Source organism: Marinobacter sp. DS40M6 (assembly GCF_028581595.1).
Classification (GTDB): domain Bacteria; phylum Pseudomonadota; class Gammaproteobacteria; order Pseudomonadales; family Oleiphilaceae; genus Marinobacter; species Marinobacter salarius.
Genome location: NZ_JAFCAE010000002.1, coordinates 225,053 through 243,178, shown reverse-complemented (window position 1 = coordinate 243,178; position 18,126 = coordinate 225,053). Strand labels below are relative to the sequence as shown.

Sequence of the window (18,126 nt, the reverse complement as noted above, 5' to 3'; positions counted from 1 at the left end):
GCCATTCTGTCGGCAAACAGGCCACATTCACCGTTTTAGATGATATTACGTTCCGAGTCCAGAGCCGGATGCCTTGGGTCGGGAAATTTGCCAATTGGTCCACTAGAACCAGTGAATGGCAAACCTTTGACGTGAGTCCGAACAAAAAGGTTCCACGAATACGGTAAACTGTTGTTCTATCGTAATGTTTGAGTCAGTCATTTAGAGGAGATCGGGGTGCCCGAGGCAATCATCGATATAGTGGGGCGTAGGCCGGAAACCGTCACTTTGCTGATTATGTTGGTGCTAGCGCTGTGCTGTCTGGTGTTTTCAATGGTTAAGGGGGGCCGTGCCAGATCCGCACTCCGGGAGCTTGAGTACACGCGGGCGATGGACGAACAGCGCCTCCATCAGCTTGAAGCTGCTCTCGAAAACGGCAAAACCGAGGCAGAGCAGGCGAGCCGGGACACCGAACACTGGCGACAGCGTGCGGCAACGCTGGAAAATCGGGTGGCCGGGCTGGAATCCGAAAGTAAGGCGCGGCTGGATCGCATAGAACAACTCGAAACCGAGAGGAAGTCCCAGCAGCAGCGAGCCGATGAGCTCTCCCGCGAGCTTGGCGACGCCAGGGTTGCCCAGCGCGAGCAGGAAGTAACGCTGGACAAGGAGCGCCGTGCAACCACGGAGAAACTGGAGTTACTGGAACGAAATCGTGATGCGTTGAAACAGGAGTTCGAAAATCTTGCGAATCGTATTTTCGAGCAGAAGAGCGAGCGCTTCAGCCAGCAGACCCGCACCAGCATCGACACCCTGCTGAACCCATTCCGGGATCAACTCCAGGATTTCCGTAAACGGGTAGAGGATGTCTATACCACCGAAACTCGGGATCGACAGGCATTAAGGAGTGAGATCAAATCCCTGCAGGAACTGAACCGCCAGATCACCGAAGAAGCTTCCAACCTCACGAAGGCGCTTAAAGGAGACAAGAAAATCCAGGGCAACTGGGGCGAGCTGATTCTGGAGCGCGTCCTCGAGCGCTCCGGTTTGCGCAAGGGTATTGAGTATGAAACCCAGGGCAGCTACCGAGATGATGACAACCAGTTGCTGCGCCCCGATGTCATCGTTCATTTGCCGGACAGCCGAAACCTGGTGGTGGATTCGAAGGTGTCCCTGCTGGCCTACCAGCAGTGGGCAACGGAAGAGGATGAGACTGCCAGGGAAGAAGCTCTTCGCCAGCACGTTGAGGCGGTGCGTAATCATATTCGCGCCCTGAGCGAGAAAGATTACAGCCAGCTTCACGGCCTGCACTCTCCGGATTTCGTGTTTCTTTTCATGCCCATTGAACCGGCGTTTGTGGCTGCATTTCAGCAGGACGAGAACCTATTCGCAGAAGCATTCGAGCGAAAGATTATTGTGGTTACACCGACGACATTGCTTGCGACCTTGCGAACCATTGAAAATATCTGGCGATACGAGCGTCAAAGCCAGAATGCGCGTAGGATTGCCGACCGTGCCAGTGCGGTGTACGACAAGCTTCGGGTTTTTGTAGAAGCGATGGAAAAGCTGGGCAGCCAGTTGCACACCGCGCAGGGAACCTATGATTCGGCGATGAATACGCTCACCCGTGGTCGCGGCAACCTTATCTCGCAAGCCAATCGCTTTGTGGAGTTGGGCGTTCGTGTTAAAAAAGAACTCCCGAAAGCGATTTTGGATCAAGCCGAAGTGGACGCCGATGGTGTGGATGACACCAGCGATCCGGTCGGGCCCACGGTGGACGAAGACGCCGCCCGGGATAATCAGCAGGAGTAAACAAGATGGTGAAGATAACCCGAGTCGGGCGTCGTTCAGTCAGTGGTTTTATGTTGGCATCCCTACTGATGGCCGGTCAGGTTAGTGCCCTTGAGCCTGAACACGAGACCCGTCGATTAATGCTTGCCACTGAAGAGGCCGTTTCCTCAGAGAGCTGGGGTGAAGCGGGTGAGTACCTGAACCGTCTCCAGCAACTGGAGGGAGAGAAACCGGCGAACTATTTCTATTTTCGCGGCCGCGTGATGCTGGAATCTGATCACTACAATGAGGCACAAGCAGCGTTGGAAAAGTACGTCAGTCTGGCGGGCAGTGAAGGCGAGCACTACACCGATGCGCTCAAACTGATAACCAATGTCGAAAAAGCCCGCCAGCAAGAGGGCGCAAGTGCCAAGAAAAATGGCTCTATTGATCCGGAGCCAGTGGCCATTATCGAGCCTGCAAGCGAGCAGTCACTGGGGAAACTCCGGGAACTCTATCTGGCGGATTCGAACGCCGACGCGCTGGTGATTCATGCCAATACGCTCCTGGACGTTGCTGGTTGGCGTGAAGATCAGAGGATCGTAAGGCTGGACCGTCCTGCCGATGTGTCGTACAGGATTGAGAGGCTGAACGACACTATCAGTATCCAGGAGTCCCGACGTGAGTCCGGTGGTCGTGTTGTCAAAACGACCGAGTCCATGGGCGTTTTCGGAGTCAATCCTCAGATTGAATGGAATTGCGAGAGTTCAACCGCCAGTTGCTGGATTTACGACCCACGAGATGGCTCGCGGTTGATGAAACTCAGCCCGGATCGCGAACGGGCCGAGGAAATTGCCCGCACCCTTGGCCGGCTGATTCGCACCATGCAGAGCCCCAGTCAATCCTGAAGCTGACCCCGTTCGCCTTCGCGGTAAGCACCGGGAGTGACTCCTGTCCACTTCTTGAAGGCGCGGTGAAACGTTGAGGGTTCGGTGAATCCGACCCGAAACGCAATGTCATTGATCGGCAGGTCTGGCCGGGACAGGTAATAGATGGCCATGTCCCGGCGTAGTAGGTCCTTGATCTCCTGGAAGGAGGTGTTTTCCTGCTTCAGCCGTCGGCGAAGAGTCTGGGGGCTGGTGTGAAGCTCTGTGGCAATCCATTCGAAGTCGGGCAGGGATCTCGCAAAATCCCGGCCAATCAGCGCGCGGATACGTCCGGTGAAGGTGTTGCTTTCGTCCGGGCGTGACAGCAGGTCGGCCGGTGAGGTTTTCAGGAACTGCCGCATTTCCGGCTTGTCGCGTATCACCGGAGCCTGCAGAAAACGCTTGTCGAACGTCAGGGCGGTTTCGCTGGCTTCGAACGACAGTGGGCAATGGAAGATATGCCGGTATTCGTCGCCATGGGGCGGCCTGGGGTAACTGAATTCCGCCTTAAGCAGCTCCACCGGTTGCCCGATCAACCAACTGCCAAGACGATGCCAGATGACCAGTATGCTTTCCCGGAAAAAATGCATCGGGTCGTGGATATCCCCTTCGATCACCGTTACCAGCCGGGCAGTCCTGTCGTCCACTTCCAGTTTCATGGTGACCATGGGCTCGAACAGGCGGCAAAAATCAAACGCCTGGCGATAGACCGCCTCAAGATTGGGGCAGTCGATAACCAGCGCGCACATGGTGGCGAACGTGCCGGTGCGGCAGCGGCGTGGCCCCAACCCCATGAACTCATCGTCCATTGCGTTCCAGGCAGCCTGCATCAGCCGGCTGTACTGGGTGCTGCTCACCCGGGCCATTTCGATCTTCAGCAGGTCCGGTGAAATTCCGGCCTCGCGCAGCATTGTATGGGTATCAATCCCCGCTCTTTCGGCCCCAACCAATGCGGCTTCCACGAAGTGCCTGGAAACGGTGAGTTCCGACATATCATCCTTTATCCTTATTGAACGAAGCCCATCATAAAACCCCTTGGGTACAATGCAACCATCACTCTCGCGCCGCACTGGAAGAAATAGCCAATTGGAATGATGGAACCGGCAGTTGGCCCCGCGGGGAAAACAGGGCAGCATCAGGGTTGTCCAAAAATAGAGAAGGAGGTTTGCATGCCCGGCCCACTGAGCAACCTGAAGGTTCTGGATTTCAGTACATTGCTGCCAGGCCCCTACGCTACCATGCTGCTGGCGGATATGGGCGCGGATGTATTGCGGGTGGAGGCCCCTGGCCGCCTGGACCTGACCCGAGTGATGCCGCCGCTGGAAGATGGCGTCAGTACGTCCCACACCTTCCTCAATCGGGGTAAGCGCTCCCTTGGGCTGGATTTGAAGCAAGAGGACAGTGCCGACCTGGTCAAGCAGCTGGTGACAGAGTACGACGTGGTGGTTGAACAGTTTCGACCCGGCGTTATGGACCGGCTTGGGATTGGTTATGAAACCCTCAAGGCCATCAACCCCAATCTTATTTACTGCGCGATTACCGGTTACGGTCAGACTGGCCCCTACAAGGATCGGGCAGGGCATGATATCAACTACCTTTCACTGGCCGGAGTTTCCAGCCATTGCGGTCGCCGGGAAGCTGGGCCACCACCGATGGGTATCCAGGTTGCCGATGTGGCAGGCGGCTCACATCATGCCGTTATGGGGATACTGGCGGCTGTGATTCACCGCCAGCAAACAGGAGAGGGGCAGTTTATCGATATCAGCATGACCGACGCCGCCTTTGCCCTCAATACGATGGCCGGTGCTGCAGCCTTGGCGGGAGGGCAGGAACAGAAGCCGGAAAGCTCCATGCTCAACGGCGGCACCTTCTACGACTACTACCAGACCAGCGACGGCCGATGGTTGTCTGTGGGTAGCCTGGAGCCCCAGTTTTCCGACCGGCTTTGTGATGCCCTGGGTATCCCCGACATGAAGAGCTTTGCCTTGAGCCAGAACCCTGAGCACCAGCAGGCCATCCGGGAGGCGTTGAAGTCCAACATTGCACAAAAAACGTTGGCACAATGGCAGGACGTATTTGCGAACGTTGATGCGTGCGTGGAGCCGGTGCTGACCATTACCGAGGCAGCCGAACATCCTCAGCTGAAAGCGCGCGGCATGGTTATTGATGTGGCAAAAGGTAACGGGGGGGGCCAAAAGCAGATCGGCCACCCGATAAAATTCAGTGCCACGCCCTGTGAGAGCCGTTATATCGGCCGGACACTGGGGGCCGACAACGGCGATTTCTGAGACGCCCAGACAAAAACTGAATCGTTCGTCAGTCCTTAGCTAAATAACGGGTTGTCTGCTAATTTGTGATAGTGAGTCATCTTTGGCTTACCCATAACAATCACAATGGACGAATCACTATGAAATCGCTTCGCAAACCTTTCAGGAGCGCAGACAAAAGCGCGTTGAAAGCGGCCGGGGTAGCGCTGGCCAGCAGCTTTCTGATTGCAGGATGTTTCGACGGAAGCAGTTCTTCTTCCGACTCCGATAGCTCGGTGAACGAACAGCTTTTCCCGGCGGACGGTACATTTGAGGCAACTATAAGGAGGACTACGAACGGAGTTCCGCACGTGAAAGCGGACAATCTCGCATCTGCGGCGTTTGGTGCGGGCTACGCTCAAACTCAGGACAACGTATGCCTGCTTGCAGAGGCCATTGTCAAAGCCAGAAGTGAGCGTGCGAAATATTTTGGCCCTGGGCCGGACGACATTAACGTTATCAACGACTTCAGCTACAAAGCACAGAAGATTCTCAGCGGGGCAGAAGAGGAATATCCCAATCTGAGTGCGGAAACCCGTGCCATGATTGAGGGCTTCGCGGCTGGTTATAATCAATACGTGAACGAAACCGCTCCAGGAGACTTGCCGAGCGAGTGTCGTGATCAACCCTGGGTGAAGGAAATTACTCCGGTAGACCTGTTCGCTCACTATCGCATCGTTGGCCAGTATGCCAGTGGCGCACTGTTTGCCACGGGAGCCGTATTTGTTGCTGTACCCGATGGCGAGTCGCCTCTGCCGACGCCGGTTGCAAGCGTAACTGGCACTGAGGGCAAAGAACAGGAGAGTGACCTGAAGCGTATGGTGGCGAACGCTCACATAGGCGCCTCAAGCCAGACCGATTTTCAGGATATCGGCCTTGGCAGTAATGCGTGGGGCATTGGTGGCGATATGTCGGAGCAGGGCAAGGGTGCTTTGCTGGCCAATCCACATTTCCCCTACACGGGACATCGTAGGCTTTACCAGGTTCAGTTGACCGTGCCTGGGTATCTGAACACCAACGGCGCAGGTTTGTTGGGGACGGCCATCCCATTGATCAACTTCAATGAGAATCTGGCCTGGTCTCATACTGTAACCACCAGTCGCCGGTTCACGCTTTACGAACTCACGCTCAAGGACGGTGACAACTTCACCTACATAAAGGATGGTGAGGAAAAACCGATCACCTCTGAGACCTATCAGATTGAGGTAAACACTGGAGGGCCGGCACCGTTGGTGCTGGAGAAAACCTTCTACTTCTCTGAGTATGGCCCGATGCTGGCAGCGGACGCTGTCACTGGCGGGGCTCTCCCGGCCTGGGGAGCCAACGGAACGGCATATACCTACCGCGATGCCAATGCCGGTACGGAAAAACTGCTGGATACCTGGTTGCAGATGAGCAGAGCATCCAACCTGGATGAGTTTCAGGCCGTCTTTGAAAACTGCGGAACAACGTTCTGGACCAACACCACCTATGCTGACGATCAGGGTAACGCCTATTACATTGACAGCAGTTCGGTGCCAAATCTCTCGGGTGCCGCGCTTGCGGTGGTGGACTTCAAGCGTTCGGTGAATGCCGGGTACAACCAGTTGTTCAACAATGGCTTGACCCTGCTGGATGGCAGTAAGTCCCGTGATGACTGGGTTGAAGGGGAGTGTGACGGTCTCGTACCGTTCGAGCAGCGTCCCCAGATGGTCCGTACGGATTGGGTTCAGAACTCCAATGACAGCTATTGGTCGACCAACCCGGATCAGTTCCTGACGGGCTTCTCGCCGCTCTTTGGCTCTGAGGAAACGCCGCTTAACCCGCGGACTCGCATCGGGATCTCAATGCTGAAGAATCCTATGGATGCCGGTTTTGCGGATCGAGCACCGGCGGGGCAGGATGGAAAGTTCGGGGCTATTGATCTCATCGAAGTAATCTACAACAACCGTACCTGGTACACGGATATGTTCCTGACAGAGCTCAGGTCTCGATGCACAACGATCGGAGCGACCCCCGTTAACCTGTCCGCCGGAGGTGCACGCACCGTCGATACGGCATGTGACGTGCTGCAGAGCTGGGACGGTGTTTACAACACCGACAGTATCGGTGCTCATGTCTTCAGAGTGTTTATCGCCAATTACCGGGATGACTTCGGGACGGATCTGACTGTGCCGTTCGACGCAGCCGATCCTATCGCGACACCGTCGACTCCCTCGGCAGCGAATGCTGGAACCGCTGACGATACGATGTTGATTGCGCTGGCGGATGGTCTGGAAGCGCTTGATTCTGTCAATATTGCCTACGACTCACCTCTGGGAGACGTTCAGTACTACCAGCCCACAGGTGGTGTTCCACCAGGCGGCGCACCAACAACTCTCGGTAACCCGTTTCCGTGGCATGGCGGGGATGGCTCCATTGACGGTGCTTTTAACGCTATTGGAGTAGTGACGAGCCAAGTAGCTGAGGACACTGTCTTTCCGCGGATCGCTCCAGAAGTCATCTCCAATACGGCAGGCCTCTCCGACCAGTCGGGTGAAGGATGGCAGATGGCTAGAGGCACAAGCTGGCACTTCGGTTTGGAGTTTACTGACCAGGGGCCGGTAGCATACGGGCTGACCAGCTATTCCCAGTCTTCCGATGCGGACTCGACCCACTTCAATGACCAAAGCCTGCGGTATTCTGAAGAGGATTATCGCCAGTTCTGGTTTAACGAGGCGGACATCGAGGCCAACCTCTTGGCCAATGGAGAAATAACAATCACCAATTGATGGTGATTGCAAAGAAAGGTAGGTCGTACGAGCGCGGGCAGAGTGACTTTGCCCGCGCTTTTTTTGCGTCCATAGAAACCAGCGAACAAAAAAGGGGTGGCTTACGCCACCCCTTCCTATATCGACTGAAGTTCTCAGTCTTGTTGTACGATCTCAGTGATATCGGGATCCAGCCCAGCGTCAGGAACAACCGCTGTTCCCATTGCACCTATCACTGTGGCGGTCTGGGAGACCATCTCAGTGAACACTCTTACATCCAGCTCCCCACCCTGAGGCAGAACAGGAGTGCTGTGAGTACCGGCGAGATAGCGGGTGATAGCGGCGTTATCCAGCGGAATGGGTGTTCCGCTACCAGTAACGGCCGTTGCTCCGAGAAGCTCAGCAAACGGTTCAGTACCGGACAGATACGCGTCAAAAGCCTGACCCAAAGGGTTTGCCAGAGGATCATTCGGGATGACCTGATCTCCGTTTACCTGTGACAGCAACACCGCACTACCAGAAGCGTTCAGGCTGGCCGCGAAGTTAATCGGGTCCGCGGAGTCCAGTGCGGCCTGGAAGACGTTGAAGAACGTTTCCAGGTCTGCGTCACCTTGCTCAAGACCTGCCGCGGCCTGGAGTCCACCCAGAATCTGGGGGGCAAAGGCCGGAGAGTTCTCAAGCAATCTGACGATGCCAGCGCCCGGAGTGAGAAGCTGTGCGGCAACGATGTCGTCGTCCGGGTTGCTGCTTTCATTGGCAACTGCAACAAACGGTGCGCCTACAATGGTACCCAGAGAGTGACCTGTGAAGTAGACGCTACTTGCGTCGAGGTCTGCGCCAGCGGTGCCATCAAAGTCTAATCCGCCGAGGGAAGCGCGAACGTTCAGCAAGTCCACAATGGCCTGACGGTTTTTGTCACGGGAATTCGTGAAGTTGGTCAGGTTGATGAACAGGCTTCCAGATTCACCCGAGGTAGCGGTCATTGCCGTTGGCATATTCGCAGCGTTCGCGGTGAAGTCGAAGTGGCGTTCGTTCTCGGTCTTGGCAATACCGGGAACCGTGGAGCCGGCGTTTGCTACGGTGTTCTCAAACGAGCGCAAAGAACGAATGGCTGCGTCCAGAAGCGGTGCCTGAGCTGCTGGGGCGCCAAAGTCTTCGGTTGAACCGCCTGCAACAACTGCGGTTACAACAGTACTAGCGGTCGCAGCATCTACGCTGAGTGCCCCGGCCGTAAAGCCTACCGCGATCTGACCCGCGATCACTGCATCGATATTGGCTTCTGAGGGTGCCAGAGAGGCAGGTAGTCCACCTTCCTGACCTGAGGTCAATAGCTGCTCGGCCAAGCCTTCCTGCTCAGCTGTACTGAACGGAGTAACACCATGGAGTGGCTGGTCAATAACGACAACGGCTACCTGAGAGTTATGAGCCAATGCACTACCGAAGGTTAGCGCAGAGCTTCGGTCGGTCGTAATGCCGTGCATATACATGACGGTTTCCAGCGGTGTGCTGCCATCATAGCCGGCCGGGTAGAAGACCATGATCGGGACTGTGACTTCCTGGGTTTCAGCCGGGAATGGGAAACGATAGTTAACAACCTGGCTGACGGTCGGATCCGATTGGGCCAGTGAAACGCCTAGCTGATCTCCGGCAGCTGCAGCTAGAGCTGCATTAGCGGTCCAGCTCTGGGTGTTAATGACGGATCCTTCTGCATCAGAGGAGCCGGTTGGTACGGCGAGGTAATAGGGTAGGTCGATAGTTCCCTGAACCAGATTCACCTGCCCGAAGTCCACAAACTGGCTGGCCACGGCAGAAACCTGGGTTACGTCTTGCGGAGCGCCGAAGCTGGCTGTAGAGCTTTGATCACTGGGTGTCGGCAGAAGATTAGCTGTGGTAAAGGCGCCAACGAGTGCATCGGCCTGACCGTCCGCGGTTGCATCTGCGGCTGCAACGGCATTGTTGCCGATGGTGTTGAGCGCGAAGAAATCGGTTTCGCCTGCTTCGCGGGCGTCAGAGACGGCACCGAAGCGCACCGAGCCAAGGATGGTTTCCTTTAAGAAGGCCTTTGGGTCGGCGATGTACTGAAGAACACGCTGATCGTTGGATGTCGTGAAGCTATAAGAGATCGCGATATCGTCTTCAGTCAGGGCGTTGCCTGGGCGAGCCTGGTTCGGAACGCCGAAGAAGTTGGCAGCGACTTTTTCCCAGAAGCCATCCACGATTCTGCGGACCGGGGCCAACGCGGTGGGGTTGCCTAGAACTGCGTTAGGATCCGATACGTCTGTATAAAGTGGGGATTTGATGATTGGATCGCCATTAACGTCCAATACTTCATTTGTCACTACGACGAGGTAGCGCTTGAACGGGTTAAGAGGCTTGGTTGGGTTGATTCGAATGGCTGAGTCGCCGTCCAGAGTCACGACTTCAGCAACGTAATCCGGAGATTGCGCGAGGCTTCCCAGATAAGCACCTGCCTGCGCCTGGTCGCGGCCACTCAGGTCCTGAGGCGCAGCGCCGGCGGCAACTTGTGCGGTGATGGCCAAAGGAATAGTGGGTGATTCACCTGCGCCGAGACCTTGCACGGGGTCGCCGCCTGCGTACTGGAGTTCAATCAGGAAAACGTTCTGGTTCGGGTTTGGAATCAGGCTGGTTGGATCGGTCGGATCCGCAAAAATAAAGGCCCTTGAATCCACGGAGTCCGCATCAATCTGTCCGTTGAACTGAACCACTGGCGGCGCAACCGTTGATGCGCCGCTGAGTTGATTTAACGCAGTTGTCACGGGCGGCGAGGAGTCAGCAACGCTAAAGGAGCCATCGGCTTCGCTGATGGTGGTAGCCGGGTTGTCTGAACGGAATATCAGGTCATTTGGTATGGGAAGGTCACCTGTGACCGGATTGAATAGTGGCCAGGTTTTCCCGTCAAAGTTGGGGTTACTAATCTTATAATCGGGATCCGCATTACTGGACCCGGAACCGGCGCTGTCAAAGCAGCCTGTCAGTCCAAGGGAAGAAGCCACGGCAAGACTTATTAGAGTTTTCTTGAACATGGGTGGAACCTTTTCCTGTTGTTGTGTCGTTATGTTCGGCAGCTGACGGGGCCGGTCTGGCCCGGTAAACCCGTTGTCAGTGGCCTGGTTTGCTTAGCTGTTGTCTGAAATTCTGGCCAGCGCTCTGTGCCTGATTTCTGTAACTCTGACTATAGCGGCAGTAAAGCAACAGTTGATCGCTCTAAAGTGTGATTCTGATCATTGGGAGCCTACCCGCACGGTCGGAGTTCGGCTTCATTGAAAAATAGTTGGCCCCGAGACTTTTGTCGAGTCTTTCGGGGCTGGGGTAGCCAGCCTAGCTGAAGCTTGAGAAATCCGGTTTCCGCTTTTCAGTGAAGGCCTTGATGGCTTCGGCATTTTCCGGTGACTTCAGGCGTTCTGCGAAGAGTTTGCCTTCGGCCAGCATGGCGGTTTTCAGCGTATCGCCGCTGGCCCGGTTCAGCAATTCACGGGTGGCACGGACGGCCGCCGGGGGCTGGGCTGCAAGCCGTGCGCAGGCTTCCAGAGCCGTGGTTTCAGTTTGTGACGGTTCGCACACCTGGTTGATCAGCCCCAGGCGCTGAGCATCTTCGGCTGTAAATGCGCCGCCCAGCATCAACAACTCCGCAGCGCGTACCCGGCCGAGCCAGGATGGCAGCAATAGGCTGGAGCCGCCTTCCGGGCACAGGCCTAGGTTGGCAAAAGGCATCTGGAAGCGGGTGTTGTTGCCGGCAAACACCAAATCGCAATGCAGCAGCATGGTGGTGCCGATGCCCACGGCGGGGCCATTCACTGAGGCTACGATCGGTTTGTTGGTGGTGGCCATCAGGAACAGGAACCGGCCTACAGGGGTGTCTTCAAACTCGCCGGGCAGGCCCGCGGCAAAATCGCTCAAGTCGTTCCCGGCTGTGAAGCACTCATCGCTCCCGGTGTACAGAATACAGCGAATGTCGCTGTCGTCGCGGGCCTGTTCAATCGCATCACCGAGGGCGGTGTACATATCATGGGTGAGGGCGTTTTTGCGGTCCAGGCGGTTAATCCTGACGGTTAGGATATGGTTCTTTTTTTCAGTTAGGACGAGGTCGGTCACGATGTCTCCTGCTGTTTTTATATCGAAGATACCAGCAATGTTACATTTTTTCGTGGCCGTTTAGGCAAGTTTGTCGTTAGAAACCTTCGCGCCGGGTTTGGTCCCTCGGTTTTGGATTTTCTGGTAAACTTCGCGCTTCCTTTATTAGACACGTTTAAAACCCCTACTAGACAAACCAGACCTGATGAGACGCCTATGACCACCGTAATCCGCCAGGACGACCTGATCGAGAGCGTAGCGGACGCGCTGCAGTTCATCTCCTATTACCATCCGAAAGACTTTATTCAGGCTGTACACGAGGCCTATAAAAAGGAAGAGTCCCAGGCGGCCAAGGATGCCATGGCGCAGATTCTGATTAACTCCCGCATGTGCGCTCAGGGCAAGCGGCCACTGTGCCAGGACACTGGCATCGTTACGGTGTTTGTGACGGTCGGTATGGATGTGCAATGGGATGCCGACATGGCGCTGGACGATATTATCAATGAGGGCGTTCGCCGGGCCTACATGCACCCGGACAACGTGCTGCGTGCCTCTATCCTGGCCGATCCGGACGGCAAGCGCACCAATACCAAGGACAACACACCTGCCATCATCCACTACAAGATTGTGCCGGGTAATACCGTGGATGTGCATGTGGCTGCGAAAGGCGGCGGTTCCGAGGCCAAGTCAAAATTCGCCATGCTGAACCCATCGGATTCCGTGGTGGACTGGGTGCTGAAAATGGTGCCGCAGATGGGTGCTGGCTGGTGTCCGCCGGGCATGTTGGGTATTGGCGTAGGCGGCACTGCTGAAAAAGCAATGGAGCTGGCCAAGGAGTCGCTGCTGGACCCGATTGATATCCATGACCTGCAGGCCCGTGGTGCCTCCAACCGTTCCGAGGAGCTGCGTCTGGAACTGTTCGACAAGGTGAATGAGCTGGGTATTGGTGCCCAGGGGCTCGGCGGCCTGACCACGGTTCTGGATGTGAAGGTGAAAGACTACCCGACCCATGCTGCCAACAAGCCGGTGGCGATCATTCCCAACTGCGCGGCCACCCGTCACGCACACTTCGTTCTGGACGGCTCCGGCCCTTCATTGCAAACCCCGCCGAGCCTGGACGACTGGCCGGAAATTACCTGGGAAGTGGGTGACAGCGTTCGCCGCGTGAACCTGGATACGGTTACACCGGAAGACGTGAAAGACTGGAAACCGGGCGAAACCGTGCTGCTCTCCGGCAAGATGCTGACCGGCCGTGATGCTGCCCACAAGAAAATGGTGGACATGATCGAGCGCGGTGAGGAGCTGCCGGTGGACCTGAAAGGCCGCTTCATCTATTACGTCGGCCCGGTCGACCCGGTGCGCGAGGAAGTGGTTGGTCCCGCGGGCCCCACCACCGCCACCCGCATGGACAAGTTCACCCGCACCATGCTGGAGAAAACCGGCCTTACCGGCATGATCGGCAAGGCTGAGCGCGGCCAGGTGGCCATTGATGCCATCCGCGAGTTCGGTGCTGTCTATCTGATGGCCGTTGGTGGTTCTGCCTATCTGGTGTCCAAGGCCATCAAACACGCGGAAGTGGTTGCCTTCGAAGAGCTGGGGATGGAAGCCATCTACGAATTTGAGGTGGAAGACATGCCGGTGACGGTCGCGGTGGATTCCAAGGGCTCCTCTGTTCACCAGACCGGCCCTGCCGAATGGCACGAGAAGATTATCACCGCCAAGGCGGTGTGATCCTCACGAGAACTCAGGAAGAACAACTGATACTCAGGTGCTTCCCCCAGTCCGGGGGAGGCGCTGAGTATTGTTCGAACCCCGGCTGTTCATCGAACGGCTTCTTCAAGACCTCCAGTAACTCCTTCATAGGCTCGTAGTCGCCGTTCTGGGCTTCCAGGATCACCTGCTGCGCAAGATAGTTCCTTAGAATGTACTTAGGGTTCACCTTCCGCATCTGGTATTCCCGCTCGTCATGGGCGCGGGTTTCGGATTGCAGGCGCTGTTCATACCGCCCGAGCCATTCATCCGCCACACTGCGGTCCACAAACAGGTCGCGGACCGGTGATGAGCCTTTCGATGTGAGGTTGGATAGCCCCCGGAAAAACAGCGTGTAGTCCACATGGTGCTCGTGCAGCATGCTGAAGGTGTCCATTATCAGGCTGAGGTCGGATTCGTCTTCCTGGGCCAGCCCCAGCTTATCCCGCATGTTTTGCAGGAAGCGTTCGTTGTAGGCAAGCTCGTAACGCCGCAGCCCCCGTCTTACGTCGTCCTCGTTCATGATCGGAAGCAGCGCGTTCGCAAGATACTGGCAGTTCACAAACCCGACATTGGGTTGGCGATTGTACGCGTAGCGTCCGCCCTGGTCGGTATGATTGCAGATGTAACCGGCGTCGAAATCGTCCAGGAAGGCATAGGGGCCGTAGTCAAAGGTGTCCCCGATAATCGACATATTGTCGCTGTTCATCACCCCATGGCAGAACCCCACGGCCTGCCAGTCGGCAATCATCCGCGCCGTGCGCTCGACCACCTCGACATACCAGCGTTGATAGCGTTCGTCCTCCGGGAGGTCGATCAGGTGAGGGAAGTGCAGCGCAATCACATGCTCAATCAGCGTTTTCAGGGCCTGTTTGCCCTCATGATGCGCTGCGAACTCAAAATGCCCGAATCGGATGTGCGTCTGGGCCACTCGCACCAACGCCGCCGCCGTCTCAATCGACTCACGCCGCACCGGGTCTTTCGCGCTCACCATGAACAATGCCCGAGTGGTGGGAATTCCCAGCGCTGCCATCGCCTCGCTGCACAGGTACTCGCGGATCGTGGAGCGCAGAACGGCCTTGCCGTCCCCGAACCGGGAATAGGGCGTTGTCCCAGCCCCCTTCAGGTGCCAGTCCCAGCGTCGCCCATCAGGGCCCACCGTCTCCCATAACAGTAGCCCACGGCCGTCGCCCAGGTCCGGGTTATACATTCCGAACTGGTGCCCGGTGTATTTCATCGCCACCGGGTCCATTCCTTCCAGCAATTCCGTCCCGGCACCAATGCCGGTCCAGTCCTCGGGGTTCTGCGTGTGAAAACCCATCTCCCCGGCCAGGTCGTGGTTAAAACACACCATCCGGGCATCCTTCAACGGCGTGGGCGGCACCCGGGTGTAAAAACTGTCCGGAAGCTCAAGATAACGATGTTCGACTTTAAACGGGTTGCTGCTCATAGCGTCAGTGTCCCAGATAACTCCAATCTCCCACAAACCAAATAACCACTGCCTATACTCCAATTGGTACAAAACCTGCAAAACTCAAAACAAACCAACAGGGAAGCCGTCAACCGTGTCCTCACCCGAATTGACCAATACCATCCGTACATTGATCAAACAGGAATCTCTTCCCGATTCCTACGCCGACACCGTCAAAAAGACCATCCTACCCCTGGCCCAGCACCTGCACAGTCTCAAACAGGCCCGAAACGAGCCCATCGTCATTGGCATCCACGGCGCTCAGGGTACTGGAAAATCCACGCTGACCCTGTTCCTCCGGGAACTGCTGACCAATCATTATCGAATCCCCACGGCCAGTTTTTCCCTCGACGACCTCTATCTCACCCGTGCAGAGCGGGAGCAGCGAGCAAACGAAATCCACCCGCTGTTCATTACCCGGGGCGTTCCCGGCACCCACGACCTGGCATTGGGGCAGCACGTTGTTGACCAACTGAAAGCCGCCCACCGGGACACGGAAACCGCCATTCCAGCGTTTGATAAGTCCCGGGATGACCGTTACCCGAAAGCACAGTGGCCTGTTTTCAAGGGCAGGGCCGACATCATCCTGGTGGAGGGCTGGTGCGTGGGAGCCGTTCCAGCGGGTAGCGAAGAGGAATTGATGGAGCCAGTCAACGAACTGGAGCGGTCCGAGGACCCTGAGGGCCTGTGGCGTCGAAACGTGAATAGCTGCCTGAAAGGTCAGTATGGTCGGTTTTTCAGCCAGCTCGACAGCCTGATCATGCTGCGTGCTCCCTCCATGGAGTGCGTGCTGACATGGCGCACCCTACAGGAGCAGAAGTTAAGGGATCGTTCTCGGGCTGCACCAAAAGAGAGCGCGTCTGATCAAAAGGCCGGGAATGAGTTACGCATCATGAGCAATGAGGAAATTGCCCGATTCATCATGCACTACGAACGGATCACCCGCGCCAGCCTGCAAGAAATGCCCGCCCGCGCCGATTGCGTGATCAATGTCGGTGAAGACCACAGTTTCGGTGAACCGCTGATCCGTCAGCGCCAATAGAGGACATTGCCATGGCCAAACCCAGACTGCTCCTGTTTTCCGACCTGGACGGCACACTTCTGGACCACGACAGTTACGACTGGTCGCCCGCGAAGCCAGCGCTTGAGCGGCTGGCGGCGGCGGACATCCCGGTGGTGCTCAATTCCAGTAAAACCGCAGGAGAGATACAGGCCGTGCGGGAGCAACTGGGAAACACGGCGCCTTTCATTGTTGAAAATGGCGCTGCCGTTATTGTCCCCGCGAACTGTTTTGGACCGGGCCCTGAGCAAGTGCAGAGTTTTGGGGCATCCCGGGATGAGGTGTTAACCCTGCTGAAGGAATGTCGGGCTGAGGGTTTTCAGTTCCGCAGTTTTGCGGATATGAGCCCGGCGGAGCTGGCCGGGCACGCCAACCTCTCTGAATCCGAAGCCGAACTGGCGAAAGACCGCGCCGGCACAGAGCCATTGCTGTGGGAAGGAGACGAGGATTCGCTGGCCAAATTTCGCGAGAAATTGGATGAACACGACTGCCGTCTGGTGCAGGGCGGGCGCTTTCTCCATGCCATGGGCACTTTTGATAAAGCCGATGGGGTCCGTTTTTTGCTGGGTAAATACAGGGAACACTTTGAGCAGGACCGGCTGATTGCCATTGCACTGGGCGACAGTCCCAACGACCAACACATGCTGGAGGAAGCCGATATCGCGGTTATCGTTCGGGGCGTCCACTCAGAGAGCGTATCCCTGCCATCCCAGAGCCGGGCAATACGGTCCATTAAGGCCGGTCCGGCGGGGTGGAACGAATGCGTGCTGAATCTTCTGATTGAGTACGGTTACTGAAACCGGGTACTAACCACAGGAGAGCCGCCATGGGCGACTTTTACCAGAACGGCATCATCACAACCCTTCATAACCTGTGCCGACGGCCGGTGGAAGAGCTGGAGCGGGAACTTATGGGGTTCCGCAAAGAGCGACCGATGTCGCTGGTGCTGCCATCCCTGTACTCAGAGCTTGAAGGCCCGGCCCTTAAGAACATTGTGAAAGAACTCGCCAAAGTGCCGTACCTCGAGCAGATCGTCATCGGCCTTGATCGCGCCAACGAGGAGGAATATCGGCACGCCCTGGCGTATTTCTCCGAACTGCCCCAGCATGTGCGTGTGCTCTGGAACGACGGCCCACGGCTGAAAGCGCTGGATTTGCAACTGCGCGAGCAGAACCTGGCACCCACAGAAATGGGTAAGGGGAGGAACGTCTGGTATTGCTTTGGTTACGTGCTTGCCTCCGGCAAGAGCAAATCGGTTGCCCTCCACGACTGCGACATCCTGACCTATTCCCGTGACCTGGTGGCAAGGCTGATCTACCCGGTGGCCAATCCCGGTTTCAATTACATGTTCTGCAAAGGCTACTACGCCCGGGTAGCGGATGGCGCAATGAACGGCCGTGTTAGTCGGTTGCTGGTCACACCCCTGATTCGTGCGCTGAAGAAAGTGTGCGGCCCTAGCGACTTCCTGGACTATCTCGACAGCTACCGGTATCCGCTGGCGGGGGAATTCTCGTTCCGGACCGACGTCATTAACGACTTGCGCATACCCAGCGACTGGGGGCTGGAAGTGGGCGTGCTCTCGGAGATGAAGCGCAACTATGCCACCAACCGCCTTTGCCAGGTGGACATCGCGGATACCTACGATCATAAGCATCAGGAATTATCGCCGGAGGACGCCAGCCGCGGCCTGTCCAAAATGAGCACCGACATCAGCAAGGCCCTGTTCCGCAAGCTGGCCACCAATGGCGAAATCTTCTCCAACGAAAAGTTCCGCACCATCAAGGCGGCCTACTTCCGCATTGCCCTGGACTTTGTTGAAACCTACCAGAGCGATGCGGTGATCAACGGATTGAGCTTTGACCGGCATAAGGAAGAGAAAGCGGTGGAGTTGTTTGCCCAGAATGTCATGCGGGCAGGGGCCTACTTTCTGGACAACCCCATGGACACACCGTTTATTCCGAGCTGGAATCGCGTCACCAGTGCCATTCCGGATATCAAGCAACAGCTTCTCGAGGCCGTAGAGCTGGACAACGAGGAGTATCGGTAG

At 56.6% G+C, this 18,126-nt stretch carries 12 protein-coding genes; 8 read left to right on the top strand and 4 right to left on the bottom strand.

The window, feature by feature from the left end:
* The first annotated feature begins 312 nt into the window (after positions 1–312).
* Together rmuC and JJO78_RS05080 are read left to right on the top strand one after the other, a co-directional pair.
* Positions 313–1,788 carry a DNA recombination protein RmuC gene (gene rmuC / locus JJO78_RS05085; RefSeq protein WP_228210907.1) on the top strand — a complete coding sequence of 492 codons (1,476 nt, stop codon included), beginning with the start codon at positions 313–315 and terminating at the stop codon, positions 1,786–1,788.
* A gap of 5 nt (positions 1,789–1,793) precedes the next feature.
* Positions 1,794–2,654 carry a hypothetical protein gene (locus tag JJO78_RS05080; RefSeq protein WP_269399823.1) on the top strand — a complete coding sequence of 287 codons (861 nt, stop codon included), beginning with the start codon at positions 1,794–1,796 and terminating at the stop codon, positions 2,652–2,654.
* Here the strand turns inward: JJO78_RS05080 and JJO78_RS05075 are convergent.
* Entirely contained in the window at positions 2,645–3,664 is a 1,020-nt protein-coding gene (locus JJO78_RS05075; RefSeq protein ID WP_075195573.1) for an AraC family transcriptional regulator, read from the bottom strand. The two genes, JJO78_RS05080 and JJO78_RS05075, sit on opposite strands and share 10 nt — an antisense overlap.
* Before the next feature lie 177 nt (positions 3,665–3,841).
* Here JJO78_RS05075 and JJO78_RS05070 point away from each other — a divergent pair, with 177 nt between their 5' ends.
* Both JJO78_RS05070 and JJO78_RS05065 read left to right on the top strand, forming a co-directional pair.
* Positions 3,842–4,960: a CaiB/BaiF CoA transferase family protein gene (locus tag JJO78_RS05070; protein WP_269399822.1), complete on the top strand. Its 1,119-nt coding sequence runs from the start codon at positions 3,842–3,844 to the stop codon at positions 4,958–4,960.
* Between the two features lie 119 nt (positions 4,961–5,079).
* On the top strand, positions 5,080–7,728 hold the full coding sequence (locus JJO78_RS05065) for a penicillin acylase family protein (protein WP_269399821.1): 2,649 nt from the start codon (positions 5,080–5,082) through the stop codon (positions 7,726–7,728).
* A 134-nt stretch (positions 7,729–7,862) separates the two neighbouring features.
* On the opposite strand, the gene JJO78_RS05060 is transcribed toward JJO78_RS05065, so the two are convergent.
* Positions 7,863–10,751: a hypothetical protein gene (locus JJO78_RS05060; RefSeq protein WP_085681339.1), complete on the bottom strand. Its 2,889-nt coding sequence runs from the start codon at positions 10,749–10,751 to the stop codon at positions 7,863–7,865.
* 295 nt (positions 10,752–11,046) lie between these two features.
* The gene (locus JJO78_RS05055) at positions 11,047–11,820 is read right to left on the bottom strand and encodes an enoyl-CoA hydratase (protein ID WP_085681338.1); all 774 of its coding nucleotides are present in this window, start codon (positions 11,818–11,820) and stop codon (positions 11,047–11,049) included.
* Between the two features lie 195 nt (positions 11,821–12,015).
* Here JJO78_RS05055 and JJO78_RS05050 point away from each other — a divergent pair, with 195 nt between their 5' ends.
* The gene (locus tag JJO78_RS05050) at positions 12,016–13,530 is read left to right on the top strand and encodes a fumarate hydratase (RefSeq protein WP_036206052.1); all 1,515 of its coding nucleotides are present in this window, start codon (positions 12,016–12,018) and stop codon (positions 13,528–13,530) included.
* Between the two features lie 13 nt (positions 13,531–13,543).
* Here JJO78_RS05050 and JJO78_RS05045 read toward each other — a convergent pair whose 3' ends face one another.
* Positions 13,544–14,998 carry a protein adenylyltransferase SelO gene (locus tag JJO78_RS05045; protein WP_269399820.1) on the bottom strand — a complete coding sequence of 485 codons (1,455 nt, stop codon included), beginning with the start codon at positions 14,996–14,998 and terminating at the stop codon, positions 13,544–13,546.
* 115 nt (positions 14,999–15,113) lie between these two features.
* On the opposite strand from JJO78_RS05045, the gene JJO78_RS05040 reads away from it, so the two are divergent.
* The 3 genes from JJO78_RS05040 to JJO78_RS05030 are packed head-to-tail and all read left to right on the top strand — an operon-like array spanning position 15,114 to position 18,126.
* Positions 15,114–16,061 (top strand): hypothetical protein, encoded by a 948-nt coding sequence (locus JJO78_RS05040; RefSeq protein ID WP_227544243.1) that lies wholly within the window; start codon positions 15,114–15,116, stop codon positions 16,059–16,061.
* A gap of 11 nt (positions 16,062–16,072) precedes the next feature.
* On the top strand, positions 16,073–16,876 hold the full coding sequence (locus JJO78_RS05035) for an HAD-IIB family hydrolase (RefSeq protein ID WP_269399819.1): 804 nt from the start codon (positions 16,073–16,075) through the stop codon (positions 16,874–16,876).
* Positions 16,877–16,905: 29 nt separating this feature from the next.
* Positions 16,906–18,126, top strand: a complete 1,221-nt coding sequence (locus JJO78_RS05030) for a glycosyl transferase (RefSeq protein WP_036206058.1) — start codon at positions 16,906–16,908, stop codon at positions 18,124–18,126.

What these genes read in the sequence shown, in the direction of transcription:
- rmuC (WP_228210907.1), top strand. Translation starts at nt 313, where the DNA reads ATGGTTAAGGGGGGCCGTGCCAGATCCGCACTCCGGGAGCTTGAGTAC.
- JJO78_RS05080 (WP_269399823.1), top strand. Translation starts at nt 1,794, where the DNA reads ATGGTGAAGATAACCCGAGTCGGGCGTCGTTCAGTCAGTGGTTTTATG.
- JJO78_RS05075 (WP_075195573.1), bottom strand. Translation starts at nt 3,664, where the DNA reads ATGTCGGAACTCACCGTTTCCAGGCACTTCGTGGAAGCCGCATTGGTT.
- JJO78_RS05070 (WP_269399822.1), top strand. Translation starts at nt 3,842, where the DNA reads ATGCCCGGCCCACTGAGCAACCTGAAGGTTCTGGATTTCAGTACATTG.
- JJO78_RS05065 (WP_269399821.1), top strand. Translation starts at nt 5,080, where the DNA reads ATGAAATCGCTTCGCAAACCTTTCAGGAGCGCAGACAAAAGCGCGTTG.
- JJO78_RS05060 (WP_085681339.1), bottom strand. Translation starts at nt 10,751, where the DNA reads ATGTTCAAGAAAACTCTAATAAGTCTTGCCGTGGCTTCTTCCCTTGGA.
- JJO78_RS05050 (WP_036206052.1), top strand. Translation starts at nt 12,016, where the DNA reads ATGACCACCGTAATCCGCCAGGACGACCTGATCGAGAGCGTAGCGGAC.
- JJO78_RS05045 (WP_269399820.1), bottom strand. Translation starts at nt 14,998, where the DNA reads ATGAGCAGCAACCCGTTTAAAGTCGAACATCGTTATCTTGAGCTTCCG.
- JJO78_RS05035 (WP_269399819.1), top strand. Translation starts at nt 16,073, where the DNA reads ATGGCCAAACCCAGACTGCTCCTGTTTTCCGACCTGGACGGCACACTT.
- JJO78_RS05030 (WP_036206058.1), top strand. Translation starts at nt 16,906, where the DNA reads ATGGGCGACTTTTACCAGAACGGCATCATCACAACCCTTCATAACCTG.